The 14,722-nt window shown below is 45.1% G+C and carries 12 protein-coding genes; 2 read left to right on the top strand and 10 right to left on the bottom strand.

Annotated elements, in window-relative coordinates; all coding sequences use genetic code 11:
• Positions 1 to 8: 8 nt before the first annotated feature.
• Complete coding sequence (locus tag ACZIX4_RS01660) at positions 9 to 1,643, top strand: RagB/SusD family nutrient uptake outer membrane protein (protein WP_463333877.1); 1,635 nt, start codon at positions 9 to 11, stop codon at positions 1,641 to 1,643.
• Positions 1,644 to 1,845: 202 nt separating this feature from the next.
• Positions 1,846 to 3,831 (top strand): glycoside hydrolase family 127 protein, encoded by a 1,986-nt coding sequence (locus tag ACZIX4_RS01665; RefSeq protein ID WP_463333878.1) that lies wholly within the window; start codon positions 1,846 to 1,848, stop codon positions 3,829 to 3,831.
• A 212-nt stretch (positions 3,832 to 4,043) separates the two neighbouring features.
• Here the strand turns inward: ACZIX4_RS01665 and ACZIX4_RS01670 are convergent, their stop codons facing one another.
• The 10 genes from ACZIX4_RS01670 to ACZIX4_RS01715 form a co-directional block, all read right to left on the bottom strand.
• Positions 4,044 to 4,358 carry a phosphoribosylpyrophosphate synthetase gene (locus ACZIX4_RS01670; protein WP_463333879.1) on the bottom strand — a complete coding sequence of 105 codons (315 nt, stop codon included), beginning with the start codon at positions 4,356 to 4,358 and terminating at the stop codon, positions 4,044 to 4,046.
• A 59-nt stretch (positions 4,359 to 4,417) separates the two neighbouring features.
• Complete coding sequence (locus tag ACZIX4_RS01675) at positions 4,418 to 5,407, bottom strand: alpha/beta fold hydrolase (RefSeq protein WP_463333880.1); 990 nt, start codon at positions 5,405 to 5,407, stop codon at positions 4,418 to 4,420.
• A gap of 136 nt (positions 5,408 to 5,543) precedes the next feature.
• On the bottom strand, positions 5,544 to 7,121 hold the full coding sequence (locus ACZIX4_RS01680; RefSeq protein ID WP_463333881.1) for a sigma-54-dependent Fis family transcriptional regulator: 1,578 nt from the start codon (positions 7,119 to 7,121) through the stop codon (positions 5,544 to 5,546).
• A gap of 66 nt (positions 7,122 to 7,187) precedes the next feature.
• The gene (locus tag ACZIX4_RS01685) at positions 7,188 to 7,814 is read right to left on the bottom strand and encodes a TMEM175 family protein (protein WP_463333882.1); all 627 of its coding nucleotides are present in this window, start codon (positions 7,812 to 7,814) and stop codon (positions 7,188 to 7,190) included.
• A 20-nt stretch (positions 7,815 to 7,834) separates the two neighbouring features.
• Positions 7,835 to 9,199, bottom strand: a complete 1,365-nt coding sequence (locus tag ACZIX4_RS01690) for a sigma-54-dependent transcriptional regulator (protein WP_463333883.1) — start codon at positions 9,197 to 9,199, stop codon at positions 7,835 to 7,837.
• Positions 9,200 to 9,220: 21 nt separating this feature from the next.
• Positions 9,221 to 11,170 (bottom strand): tetratricopeptide repeat-containing sensor histidine kinase, encoded by a 1,950-nt coding sequence (locus tag ACZIX4_RS01695; RefSeq protein WP_463333884.1) that lies wholly within the window; start codon positions 11,168 to 11,170, stop codon positions 9,221 to 9,223.
• A gap of 12 nt (positions 11,171 to 11,182) precedes the next feature.
• Entirely contained in the window at positions 11,183 to 11,839 is a 657-nt protein-coding gene (locus ACZIX4_RS01700) for a YoaK family protein (RefSeq protein WP_463333885.1), read from the bottom strand.
• A gap of 5 nt (positions 11,840 to 11,844) precedes the next feature.
• A complete protein-coding gene (locus ACZIX4_RS01705) occupies positions 11,845 to 12,318 on the bottom strand; it encodes a Dps family protein (RefSeq protein ID WP_463333886.1) in 474 nt (157 codons plus the stop codon).
• 51 nt (positions 12,319 to 12,369) lie between these two features.
• Positions 12,370 to 12,804 (bottom strand): DoxX family protein, encoded by a 435-nt coding sequence (locus tag ACZIX4_RS01710; protein ID WP_463333887.1) that lies wholly within the window; start codon positions 12,802 to 12,804, stop codon positions 12,370 to 12,372.
• A 15-nt stretch (positions 12,805 to 12,819) separates the two neighbouring features.
• Entirely contained in the window at positions 12,820 to 14,715 is a 1,896-nt protein-coding gene (locus ACZIX4_RS01715) for an amidohydrolase (RefSeq protein ID WP_463333888.1), read from the bottom strand.
• Positions 14,716 to 14,722: the final 7 nt, after the last annotated feature.

Consider the following 14,722-nt stretch of genomic DNA (forward strand, 5'->3'; position numbering starts at 1 on the left):
ATTGAACAATGAAAAAATATAAAATCCAAAGAAATATAAGTAAGGGTATTATCCTGGCTTTAGCCCTTTCGCTTTCGGGCTGTACAGAGCTTGAAAACAGGAACTATAACACCTTTATTACAGAAGAATTCCATCCTACAAGCGATGACGTAGCTGCGCTATTGGGTTCGGCTTATACCCCATGGAGGGAAACACTATTGTTGTGGAATGGCGTATGGCGCAGCCAGGAAGTATCGGCAGATGAAATTGTAATACCGGGCAGGCCGAACGGATGGGTAGACGGTGGTATATACAAGCGTATACACCAGCACAACTGGTTTGTACAGGAAGATAATGTACTACAAGGTTGGAACCGTACCTATAAAGGTATATCTATATGTAACCAGCTGATGTACCAGATAGAAACCGGTTTTATACCTATGGATGAGGCATCGGCAGCTAAAACCATTGCCGAGTTGAAGGTGCTAAGAGCCTCTTATTACTATGTAATTATTGATATGTATGGTAAGGGAGCGCTAAGCACACAATTTGATGTGCCGGAAGGTTTCCTGCCTCCCGAAGCTTCACGCACTGAGCTGTACAATTTTGTAGTAAGCGAAATTACTGAGAACATTAGTTTGCTTGATGAGACTAAAGGGGGCGCGTATTATGGCAGGTTTAACAAATGGGCTGCTTACACACTGCTTGCCAAGATATACCTTAATGCTGAAGTATATACTGGTACTGCCCGCTGGGCAGAATGCCAGGCAGCCTGCCAGGAGGTTATAAATTTTGGGCAGTACCAGCTTGAGGCTAACCAAAAGAACGTATTTGCCACAGAAAATGAAAATTCATCTGAAATTATCTTTGGTCTTGCCATAGATGCCCAGTATACAAGGGAATGGAACCAGTTTGATATACACCTGCAAACCCTGCAGCCGGCTAACCAGGCTACCTATAACCTTACGGATACCCCTTGGGGCGGCATGTGTGCCATACCGCAGTTTATAGAAACGTTTGATCCTAATGACAGCAGGCTTACCGAAAACTTTATCTATGGCCCGCAATACAATAGTGGCGGACAACCGCTAAACTGTACTATGGGGGCTTATAATGGCCAACCGCTTAGTTACATAAACGAAGTACCAAGTGTAGATGCCTCAGAAGAAATACACGGTTACCGTTTTGGTAAGTTTGAAATTGCCAAAGGCAGTACCAATGTACTTAGTAATGATTTCCCGCTGTTCCGCTATGCAGATGTATTGATGATGAAGGCCGAATGCCTACTGCGTACCGGCCAGGCCGATGCAGCTGCTACTATAGTAACACAGGTAAGGCAAAGGGCATTTGCATCTAATCCTTCACTTGCAGTGGTTACAGGTGCGCAACTACAGGGAGGCAGTTCTTATGACTACGGCCTTAGGGATGTTAACGCAACTACGCACGAAGGCGGTGCCAATATACAATATGGCCGTTTCCTTGATGAGCTTGCATGGGAGTTTAATCAGGAGGGCCGCCGCAGGCAGGACATGATACGTTTTGGGGCCTTTACTACCAAGTCGTGGTTTTCGCACTCGGCAAGCGCTGCTTACAGGACGGTATATCCTATACCTACAGCAGCATTGCTTACTAACGGCAACTTAACCCAAAATATAGGGTATTAAAATATATTTTACGGCTGCAACCGTGCAACCGTAATCAAAGGGTGTTTAGGATTATTTGAGGTTTTTATCGTTTATGGCGGCACCTAATGGGCAGGTGCTGCTGTAGACGATAATTTTATACATCATTACCTGTTTGTGTAGTATTTTTGGGAACCTTACACTGGTTAAGGGCAATTAATAGCAAAAGAGATAACAATTTATAATGAAACAACTTAAAAGATTAAGCCTGGCACTACTCATGGCAGCTGCTGCCACGGGGTATGCACAGGTAAAAAACGAAACTGCACAAAACGAAGCATCACAAAAAGCCATTGGTTATCCTATACAGGCGGTGCCCATAAGCCATGTAAAAGTAACCGATAATTTCTGGCTCCCTATTATTAAAAGGGTGCAGGAAAAAACTATAGAATACGCTATACAAAAGTGTAGTGAAGAAGGCCGTTTTGAAAACTTTCTTATTGCCGGGGGCGTAAAAAAAGGTGAAGTACGAGGACAGATGCCTTTTGACGACAGCGATGTATACAAAATCATTGAAGGCGCATCAAACTCACTAATCAGTTCACCCGATGAAAAACTGGAAGTATTGCTGGATTCGCTTATTGCAATTATAAAAATAGGCCAGGAGAAAGACGGTTACCTTACCACCTGGCGTACCATAAACCCGGCAAAGCCGCCTGCGCCGTGGGTTAAGGTAGAAAAAGGCGTACGTTGGGAGTACATGAACATGAGCCATGAAGAATACAACGCCGGCCACATGTATGAAGCTGCCGCAGTACACTACTGGGCTACGGGCAAGCGCAACTTTTTAGATATAGCACTGAAGAATGCCGACCTGTTTGTAAAAACCTTTGGCGACAAGCCGGGGCAGATACTTGCAGTACCTGGGCATGAAATTATAGAAACAGGACTGGTAAAACTGTACCAGATAACCGGTAAGGAAGAGTACCTGAAGCTGGCCAAGTTTTACCTGGACCACAGGGGCGACCCAAACAAAAAAGAACAATATGGCGCTTATGCGCAAGACCACGTACCGGTAACCCAGCAAGATGAGGCTGTTGGCCATGCCGTACGTGCCGTGTACCTGTATGCAGGCATGACCGATATTGCGGCCATTTATAACGATGCTGCCTACCGTGCCGCCATAGATAAAATATGGGACAACATGGTAGAAAAGAAAACTTACATAACAGGAGGCATTGGTGCACGCCACGATGGTGAAGCTTTTGGTGACAATTACGAACTTCCAAACCTTACAGCTTATAATGAAACCTGTGCCGCTATTGGTTCTGTATACTGGAACAACAGGTTATTTAACCTTACCGGGGATGTAAAGTATACCGATGTACTGGAACGTACCATGTATAACGGGTTGATTTCGGGGATTTCATTAAAAGGGACTGAGTTCTTTTACCCTAATGCATTGGAAAGTGACGGTAAGTACCTGTTTAACCGTGGGGCGTGTACGCGTTCGGCGTGGTTTGACTGCTCTTGCTGCCCGACTAACCTGATACGTTTTATCCCTGCCATACCTGGCCTTATTTATGCCCAGAAGGATGATGTACTTTACGTAAACCTGTATATGGGCAATACCGCCGATGTAGCATTGGCATCAAACAAACTACAGGTAAGCCAGGAAACGTCTTACCCTTGGGATGGTAGTGTTAAAGTAGCTTTTAATCCTGAGAAGGAAGGTACGTTTACGGTAAAATTCCGCGTACCGGGCTGGGCAAGGAATAAGGTAATGCCGGGCGGTCTGTATAGCTATACAAACAAGCTGAAAGGTACCCCTGAGTTACAGATTAATGGCAAGAAACAAAACATTAAGATAGAGGAGGGGTACTACACCGTAACCCGCAACTGGAAGAAAGGTGATGTGGTAACGCTAAACTTCCCGATGGAAGTACGCGAAGTGGAAGCCAGCGACAAGATAACAGACGACCGTGGCAAGGTTTCTTTAGAGCGTGGCCCATTAGTATATACTGTAGAAGCTGCTGATAATGCAGATATACAGGGCATAAAGGTAGATGCCAAAACTACTTTTACGGTAAAGAAAAGGCCGGAATTGCTGAAAGGTATTTACACCATAGAAGGAAAAACAAAGGGTAAAACCTTTACTGCCATACCGTACTATAGCTGGAGCAACCGTGGTGTGAACGAAATGAAGGTTTGGTTACCGGAGTCAAAATAATCCGGTGATTATCTAAGAATAAGGAATCAAGAACCTATTTATAAATTAAAAAATGAAGTGCCTTTGAAACATTAAAATTAAGTTAGTATTTTTTACACACAGGCCTGTCCGTAAAAATACGGACAGGTTTTTTATATACTTTTCTACAACTGTAGTGTTTTAATTAACGATGTTGTTATCGTTTGAAACTTTGTAAATGTTTATTATCGGTATTAATGTACTGATAGCTTTTTCAGCATTTCGGTAGAAATAGGGTCGGCATAGGTGCCAAAGGCATTTATCATAACGCCCTTAATGCCATAAGTGTCAGATTTTATGGCGTATACTATGTTTTCATCGCCCGGGTCGGTATCGCCTTCAAACCTGAAAAAGTATTCAATATTAAAATCGTCGGGCGACATGGATTCTTTCCCGCTGTTAAACCTGATACAATCGTTATCAAGGTTAAAATCGTGTGTAAATCCCTGTGTGCCAAGCCAGCTTAGTGCCTGTGTAACCGTATCAAAAGATGGTTGAATATTTTGCATAATAAATATGGTTTTTAATAAATCCCCTGCCAATACTTACTGGCAGGGGATTGTTATAATTATTGTTTAAGGAACTTGATAAACTCCTGGTTAAACTTGTCTTTTTCCTCTATAAAAAGTGCATGGCCGCTGTTTTCAAAAGGTACAAGTACAGAACCGGCTATGGCTTTGTGCATTTGCTCAGCCAGCTCATAGGCTACTATCTTATCCTGGCGGGCATTGAATATCAGGGTAGGTACTTTTATTTTAGGCAGGTCACCCCTAAGGTCTTCGTCACGCAGTGCTATAAGCGCCTGTTCCATAGCGTATGCAGAAGATTGTAGCTCAATATTGCCCAGCCATGCGCCTATACCTGCAGGAACTGATGTAGGGGTTAGCGTAAATTGTTCGCCCACCGCAGCGAGCAGCGCAGGCCTGTTAGTGTTATTTAGTTCTACCCAACTGGTTATCTGCTCTTTTGTAAATAAAGGGTAAGGATAGTCAGGCTTTTTGGTGTGGCATGGGGCAGCAGCGGCAAACAGGGCCAACTTGCTTACGTGGGCGCTGTTATATTTGGCAACATAGTGCAGAGCAATGGCACCGCCCATAGAGTGCCCGCCAAGGGTAGCATCTTTAATATCAAGCTGATCCAAAACCGCTTTTATATCGGCGGCAAACTGGTCGTAATTGTACTTGCCATAAGGCTTGTCTGACTGCCCGAAGCCACGCAGGGTAATGCCTATAACACGGTAACCGGCTTTTACGAGGTCGTGGTACTGGTATTCCCAAGATGCATCGCTAAGCGGGTAGCCGTGTATCAGTACTACAACAGGGCCGTCGCCCATATCGGTAATGTGCAGCCTTACATTGGGTTCTACGTCTATATACTCAGCCCTTGCGCTAGCGTTATCAGCTTTGGTAGAGATGGTTACAGAGGCTTCATTTTCTTTGGTGTTGCACGATGTGAGGGTAGCAAACAGTAACAGTGCAACAACAATTTTGATGGTGAATTTTGTTTTGGTAATAACAGGAGCGATTGCAACCTGCGGGAAAATGGTAGATGTGCTCATAAATTTTTGATTTTAATTAGATTTATGAACTATAAGCCAATAAGCAAGCCTTGTTTTTAAAGTGTTTGTTTTCAGTTGTTTGTGAAATGACTAAAAACAAAAAATCATGATATACCGTGAATTTTACAGCGGTGTTTTACAAGCCCCTGCTTTTAAAGTCTTTTTTGATGCCCAGTTTCTGCATTTTAGAAACCAGCGTTGTGGCAGGCAGTCCCAGTAAAGCTGCTGCGCCATACGTACCCGATATACGTCCGTTACATTGCCTTATTACACTAAGTATGTGTTCTTTTTCAACCTGTTCAAGGGTTTTAATTTTATTATTCCCAAATAAATTTCCACTTGTTTTAAGGCCCGGCAGGTGTTCTTCGGTTATGCTTTTACCGGCCAGTAGTACGGCGCGTTCTATGGTGTGTTTTAACTCACGCACATTGCCCGGCCATGGATATACCGCCATGCATTGTAAGGCTTTCGCCGATAGGGCGGGTTTCTTTTTGTGTTGCTCTTTGCAGTATATATCCACAAAATACTGTGCAAGCTCGGGTATGTCCTCAGTACGCTCACGTAATGCAGGTAATAGTATAGGGAAGATATTCAGCCTGTAAAACAAATCGGCACGGAAGCGCCCTTCCGCTACTTCCCGGACAAGATTCAAGTTGGTCGCTGCAACAATACGTACATTTACCTTAATGGTTTTATTGCCGCCGATGCGTTCAAATTCGCTTTCCTGTAATACGCGTAACAGCTTTGTTTGCAAAGCTAAAGGCAATTCGCCAATTTCGTCAAGGAAAAGTGTGCTGTTGTCAGCCTGCTCAAATTTACCGAGCCTACGCTGTACAGCCCCGGTAAAACTGCCTTTTTCATGCCCAAACAGTTCGCTTTCTATTAGGTTGGCAGGTATGGCGGCACAGTTGACGCGTATCATTTCCCTGCTGCTGCGCTCCGAATTTTTATGGATAGCCGCAGCAATAACCTCTTTACCGGTACCGCTTTCGCCAAGTAGCAACACCCCCGAGTCTGAAGGGGCTACCTGCTTAACGAGTTCAATAACACTTAGCATCACCCTGCTTTGGCCTATAATACCCGAATAGCCAACTGTTATTTCTTCCGGGGCTGAGATTGAGGGTTGGGGCAGGGGTGTTATGGCGCTACCATATTGTGCTATTTTTTCTGTAACCAGTATGTTAGAAACCGTCAGTGCCAACTGCATGTTTAGCCCGCGCAGCAGCCTGTTTGCCTCGGGGGTAAACCCTTTTGGCTTTTTGTAAAAAAGGAACAGTACCGAAGGGTTGTTTTTGTGGTAATGCAGCGGCAAGGCTACAGCTTCGCGCATGGCAAATTGCCTTTCACGTTCCATAAAAACAGGGAGGTTTTTTGTGTCAGCGGCAGTAAGGCTGAATGTAACCGGTTCGGCGGATTGCTGTGCTTTACCGAAAAAACCGTCGCTTACTTTATGCTGTATGCCTTTTAATCCTGATAACGATTTTGGGTTATCATGAAAAAAAACGGTGTATTCTTTTTCATCGGCATCCGTAGTGCAAATTACAAAGGCATCAAAATCAATCTGTTCTTTAAGCTTTTGTACTACGGTAGATAGGGCATTAGTGTCAGTAGCCTGTGATAAGGCTGTGCATAACGAAAGTTGCAGCAACTGCGCCCTTTCCCTTTCCTGCATGGCTTTTACTATGGCATCGGTATCGGGCTTTTTGTGCTGCATCGGTTAAGGGATTATACGCGAATTTCGTAAAATTTCGCTACAAATTACATAAATTATTGGTGTGAATTATACTGTCTGGATTCCGGCTTTTTCAAGCTTGCCCGACGATAACGCCCAGTATACCCACAGGCAGACACACATAACCAATGCTACAACCGGGTAACTGAATGACAATGCAAATGCCACTACATAAACAGGCAGGCCATAAACGTAGTTCAGTGTGATTTTCCTGATGGCGATATTGCTAATACCCGGGCGCAGCAGGCTTTTGTCTTTACCGGCTACATACCACAACAGTAAGTATGACAGGTTGATAAGGATGAAAAGCCCGGTGTAAATAGCCACCACCACATTAGCCGATGGTGTATTAAAAAAACGTGCCAACAATCCCGTAGGGTAAGATACCGCCGAGGCAAAGAATAATATCAGCCCGTTTATAAAAGTAATGGCGGTATTGCGGCTGTAAATCTGCTTGAAAATTTTGTGGTGGTTTACCCACATGATATAGATACTGAAGAAAGATACCGCAAATGCCAGGTAGGCAGGCCATTGCTCCTCAAGGAAGGTTGCAATCGTAGCTGCGTTTGCCAGCTGGCCTTTTTCGGGTATGTGGAGATCTAATACCAACAGCGTTATGGCTATGGCAAACACGGCATCGCTAAAGCCTTCTATCCTTGCGGTTTCCTTTTCCATTGTAGTGATTTAAAAATTGGTTAGTAATATTCCTGTTGTATACCCAGTTTTTTCATTTTGGCATACAGGCTTGTAGGGGGCATTTTAAGGATTTCTGCTGCACCACCGGGGCCAAATACCTTGCCGCCGCACTGTTTTAGTGCCTCCATAATGTGTTCACGCTCCATATCTTCCATAGAACGCAGCGTGCCGTTGGTAACATTTTGCACTGTTACAGCCTGCCCTGTTGGAATCACTACCGGCATGTCAAACCGCTCGATACAGCTGCCCTGTGCCAGCAATACATTGCGTTCTATAAGGTGCTCCAGCTCGCGGATGTTACCTGGCCAGTTGTATTGGTTCAGTTGGCTTAGCGCTGCCGGGGAAATGCCCACGACTTCCCTGCGTGCTTTTGCGGCATATTTTTTAAGGAAGTGGTAGGCCAGTGGTTCTATGTCTTCCTTACGCTCGCGGAGTGGCGGCAATTCTACAGGGAATACATTAAGCCTGTAATACAGGTCGAGCCTGAAACGCCCTTCGGCTACTTCTTTTTCCAGTGTACGGTTAGTAGCGGCAATAACACGTACGTTTATTTTAATAGTACCATTGCCGCCTATGCGTTCCACTTCTTTTTCCTGTAGTACACGCAGCAGCTTAACCTGTGCATCTAGGGGCAGTTCGCCTATTTCATCAAGGAAAATAGTGCCGTTATGCGCTTGTTCAAACTTACCTGCGCGGGCGGAATTGGCTCCCGTAAATGCCCCACGCTCGTAACCGAACAGTTCCGATTCTACAAGCGATTCGGGCAGGGCGGCGCAGTTCACCGTAACAAAAGCATTATCTTTATATTGCGAAAGCTCGTGCAGAGCATGGGCTATACGCTCTTTACCCGTACCGCTTTCGCCCAGTATCAGTACCGAAGTATCTGTGGGGGCTACAATTTTTATCTTGTCCAATACGCTTTGGAGCTTAGGGCTTTGGCCTACAATGCCATCTATGCTTTTTGAGGTTGCTTCCTTACCCGAAATGCCTTTTTCTATGCCGTAACGGTAGCGGGCTATGTCCAGCATTACCAACAAATCCTTTTCCCTGAAGGGCTTTACCATAAAACCGTAGGGCTGTGTTTCCTTAACCGCCTCCAGCGTACTTTGGTTCGTATTCGCAGAAATATACAGGAACGGCAGTTGCTGTTCTATAAGTTCCCGCGCCAGGTCTATGCCGGTAAGGTCGCCTTTCAGCATAATATCCAGCAGTACCCAGTCGGGCTTTTTATCGGCTATAAGTTTACGTGCCTGCACCACGCTGGCGGCAATACCCGTAACCTGGTAGCCGGCCCGTGTAAGCATAATCTTAAGGTCGTTAGCTACAATAAATTCATCCTCTACTATTAATATCTTCTCTTTCATTTTGCGTAAATAATGCTTCAGTTATGCTGCGGTATCAGGCAGTTGTTGTTTTCGTGTAAAGGTTATTATTACGGCAAGGCCGTTGTTGTTTTCAAGTTTAAATTCGCCGTCGAGCTGGCCGGTAAGCCCCATCATCAGGTTCATCCCCAGCGATTCGCGTTCCTGGTCTTCAAATCCCTCGGGTACGCCTATACCGTCATCTGCTATAATGAGGCGGTAGTTTTCGTTGCCAAGGCTTTTTAGCGAAACGCTAACTTTACCTTTTTCCCTGCCGGGGAAGGCATATTTTATGGCATTGCTTATGGCCTCGTTAAGTATAAGCCCCAGCGGCACGGCCTGTGCCACATCAAGGTCGACACGCTCGGTATCAAGCTTAAATTTTATTTTTCGGTCGTGGTCAAAACTCTCTTTAAGGTAGTTCACCAATTCGAAAATATACCACGACATATCTATCGTTGCCAGGTTTTCGGTCTGGTACAGCTTCTGGTGGATGAGCGACATGGCCTGCATGCGGTGCTGGCTGTTTTGTATAGCCAGTAGGGCATCTTCATTTTCCAGGTAAGCGCTTTGTGTATTCAGCAGGCTTATCACAATTTGCAGGTTGTTCTTTACCCTGTGGTGAATTTCCTTCAGCAGCCATTCCTTTTCTTCCACAAGGTGCTGTAACGCAGTGTTTTTACGGTTAATTTCCTCCTGTTTGGCCTCAAGTATACGGTTGTTCCGTTGTTTTGAGCAATACCTGCTGTACAGCAGCCCAAGGATAATAAACAAAATTACAAGGCTGGCTATGAACACATAACGGATGATAATTTCGTTATTAATACGCTCGTTTTGCAACTCGCTTTGCTTTTCCAGTAGCTTTATGTTTTTGTCTTTCTTTACAGATTCATATTTCAGTTGCAGGTCGGCAAACTGTTTCGTACTGTTCATATTAAACAGCGAGTCGTTCAACTCTTTATACGCCTTTAAATGCTGAATAGCCCCAAGATAATTTCCTGTGGCTGAATCCGACTGAAAATGCGTTTCTTCAAGTTCGGCAAGGTTGTAAAGGTCGTTACTGATCTTTGCAAGTTCCTTTAAGCGGTTTATGTAAACATAGGTTTTATCTGCCTGCCCCGTATACAGTAGGTAACGTGCCATGGCATAATACATTTTTTCCTCCCTGATGTGGTTTTTATATTTACCAATGTGTTCACTGTATTTAAGCAAACGCTCATAATACGGACGGGCTTTATTGTATTTTTTAAGCCTGCAGTATACAAGTATATACATTTCAGAATATTCTATGTCCCAATTTTCGCCATGATAGTATTTGGCACCGCTGTCAAGCATTTCCAGGGCTTCTTTAACTTTATTCCTCCTCAGCAGTCCTCTGGCAGTATTTATCGTAATTGAGTTAACCCCTTCGAGGTCATTTATTTCCTTAGACACATCAATAGCCTTTTTATAATACGCTACAGACTGGTCATAGTATTTCAGTTCAGAGTAAATTGTTCCGATAAGGTCATAAATAATGCTAAGCATTTGTTTATCTATATTGCTCTTTTCGCTCATTTTTTCGGCTGCCAGCGCATAAGAAAGTGCATCCTGGTATTTGCCCTGTACCCTGTAGTTTAACCCCAGCATGGCGTACTCTTTACACAGGTCGGGGTTGTTGTGCCTTTTTTTAACCTTAATAGCTTCCTCAGCATATTTTATAGAAGTATCAGGATCATCTATGCTGTTGTAGAGTATGGATACTTCAGTCCATGTGTCGGCTTCATCATTATAAGCCCCTGCTTTTTTGTATAGTGTAGCAGCTTTTATAAAATAACCTGCTTTTTTAGGTATATCATCATACGACGCGTCCACAGCCATTGACCTGTACGAGTCAGCCTCCTGCTTTATGCGGGCAAATTCATCTTCGCCAACCGTTTGGCAAAAGGCTGTTACTGTAAAAAACACCGTGGCAAGCAGGATGTAAAACTTCATATAATCGTTCAATTAATCTTGTTTCTTAGATAGGGCATAGCAAATAACCATGCATATCCCGGCCGGTAACACCGATGCCAGGCCAAACTCGCGCCCTAAAAATCCGCCTGCGAAACACCCGCCAAGGAACCCAAAAATGGTAACCGATTGCTTTTTTAGGCTTGCGATAGCTTCGGTTTTGTTGCTGTTTACCAGAATACCCCTCAGGTCCAGCGAAGCCTGGGTAACATTGCCCGTCATCATGGTGGTGGGGCCGTGAGTAGCCTTATTATATAGCTTGCCAAAAGCATTTTGCAGCCCCATAGCAAATACAATTATCAATACAACAGTGTACATAACCACGCTGTCCTGGTTTTGTAGGTGTAATGCAAAAGCCACTGCACCTGCTGCTATAAGCAACAAGGCTTCCGTTAAAAGTAGGTTGGTTTGCCCTGTTTTTTTAGAGAGCCATCCGCCCGCCATAACTGCGGCAATAAATACCGGAAAGGTAATCAATTTTATCCATGCATCAATATCGGCGTCGATTACAAGCTGGTAGGCAAACACTATGAAGTTGCCCGTAACGTGCGCCGAAAATATATTTTTTGCGGCCACAAATGTAACCGTGTCACAATACCCTGCCACTAAAGCCAGTACCAGGGTAATGGTGTTTATGTTTTTTTGCTCCATAAGGCTTATTTTAGGTGGGCACGCAGCATCCAGGCCATTTTTTCGTGGGTTTCCATAAGCCCGGTAATGAAATCGCTCGTACCGTAATCCTTAAACTCCGACGCAAAGCGGTCTATATTTTCGCGCAGGCGTATCAGTACACTTTCGTGGTCTATAAGCAGCTCCTTAATAAACCCGATGCTGTTGTTATCCTGGCTTTTGGTTTCGGTAAGGTGCGTTAGCTCCAGGTATTCCTTAAGTGTGGCGGGGGCGTAGTGGCCCAGGGTACGTATACGTTCGGCAACACTGTCTATGATTTCGGCCAACTCATTGTACTGTTGCTCAAAGAACAGGTGCTTGTTGTAAAAGTCATTGCCTTCCACATTCCAGTGGGCGTTGCGGGTTTTGGTATACAACACGGTTTCGTCTGCCAGCAGTATGCTAAGTGATTGTGCTACTTCGGCAAGGTGTGTTTCTTTGATGCCAATTTTCGGTTCCATGATATTGTTGTTTTTTAGTTTGATATTTTTTGAGACCTGTGGTGTTAACCATTACCCCAGATTAATAAGATTTAAAATGTAATGATCCAGCGAGTACGTTCCGGCACCCAATGCCAGCAGGAACAGCAGAGATAGCGTATACATATACGGTACATCGCGTACTTCAACCGAATCGTGGCGGTGCACTACAAAGTAACCGATAGCAGTTACGCCAATGGTTGGCAAAACAGCAAGCCGTGTACCAACACCTGCTATGATGAGGAACGGCACCACAGTATCAGAAAAAGTGGCTACCAACGCGTTTAGTTTTTCGGGAAGATGTAAGGGATTTGGTACGTGTTCGCGCTCTCCGTTTTCTATCCTGAATTTTTTCATGCCGTGTACCCTGAACAGTTCCAGTGCAAGCAATACTCTGAATACGAGCAGCGCAGCGTTGTTAAACGGGCTGCCCGCATCTGAATATAAAATGGTTTTGATGAGTTCCATATAATAATGAATGTTTTAGAAGGCAAAGCAAGAGCAGCCAAACGCTCCCCAAAATGCCGTATAGTTGTTTACAGGGATGTTGCTCATCCTTGCCTTGTTGTGGTCGTGTGCGTGTACACTACAGCTGCCTGCACAGTTGTGTACGGCATTGGCCACATGATTGTGGTTGTGCGGTGTAAGCTGCGTGGTGTTACCTGCCAGTTTTTTACCGTGTATATCGGCGCTGTAATAACCGTTATAACTATTGGTTGGCGACCAGTCGGGTAGTATAGGGATAGTGGGAGGGGAGTACGACGAAAAATCGCCTTTGGCATACACAATCTTGCCGTCTACAACGGTAAGCTCAGCTTCCACTTTTTTCACATCTTCTTCAGTTACGGTAAAGTAATCCCTGTCCAGTACGGCAAGGTCGGCCAGCATACCGGCTTTAATGTCGCCTTTTTTGGTTTGCTCATGGCTGAACCATGCACTGCCACGGGTATACAATTCCAAAGCCGTTTCACGGTCCAGCCTTGTGTCATGGTACAGTTGCAGCCCGCCTACTGTTTTACCTGCTGTAAGCCAGTACATGCCCACCCAAGGGTTATAGCTGCTTACACGTGTAGCATCAGATCCTGCACCTACGGGTACTTCCATTTCCAGCATTTTTTTGATTGGTGGCGTGCTTTCTGCTGCGGCAGCTCCGTAACGGTCGGTGAAATACTCGCCCTGGTAGGCCATGCGGCTTTGTATGGCGATGCCTCCGCCCAGTTTTTTCACGCGTTCTATGTTGCGTTCGTCTATAGTTTCGGCATGGTCAAAAATCCACGGTAGCCCGTTAAACGGAATTTCCTGATTTATCTTTTCGAATACATTCAGGAAGCGGGTGATGCTCTCATTGTAGGTAGCATGCAAGCGGAACGGCCAACGGTTTTCTACCAGCAGGCGTACTACCTTTTCAAGGTCGGCTTCCATGTTTTCGGGCAAATCCGGCCTTGGCTGTAAAAAGTCCTCAAAATCAGCAGCCGAGAACACAAGCATTTCGCCTGCACCGTTATGGCGGTACATATCGTCGCCCTGATATACCTTTACGGTGTCTATCCAGTCGCTAAAGTCTTCAAATTCCTGTTTCGGGCGTTGCGTAAACAGGTTGTAGGCAATGCGTACAGTAAGTTGTTTCTTTTCGTTCAGTTCGTTAACCACCTTGTAATCATCAGGGAAGTTCTGGAAACCGCCACCGGCATCTATCACACTGGTGATACCGAAACGGTTCAGTTCCTTCATATAGTGGCGTGTAGAATTCACCTGGTGTTCATACGAAAGTTTAGGGCCTTTTGCCAACGTAGAGTACAGTATAAGGGCGTTTGGCGTGGCTATGAGCATCCCTGTAGGATTGCCTTTGCTGTCGCGTTCTATGTGGCTTCCCGGAGGAGCAGGCGTATCTTTGGTATAGCCTACAGCCCTGAGTGCGGCAGCATTAAGCAAAGCCCTGTCATACAGGTGCAATATAAAAACCGGGGTATCGGGTGCTATGGTATTAATTTCTTCAAGGGTAGGCATACGACGTTCCGCAAACTGGAATTCGCTCCAGCCGCCCACCACGCGTACCCATTGTGGCGAAGGGGTAATGTCTACCTGTTCCTTAAGCATGCGCATGGCATCAGCCAGTGACGGTACACCATCCCAGCGCAGCTCCAGGTTATAGTTAAGCCCGCCACGGATAAGGTGTATGTGCGAATCGTTAATGCCCGGCACAACGCGCTTCTGCTTAAGGTCGATGATTTGCGTGGCATCGGCACTAAAGGTCATAATGTCGCTGTCGCTGCCCACCGCTATGAACTTTCCGTCTTTTATGGCTACGGCAGTGGCTCCTTTGTTTTCGGGTACGTGGCTGTGTATGTTTCCGTTGTAAAGTATAAGGTCAGCTTTCATAGGGATA

Source organism: Flavobacterium niveum (genome assembly GCF_055231775.1).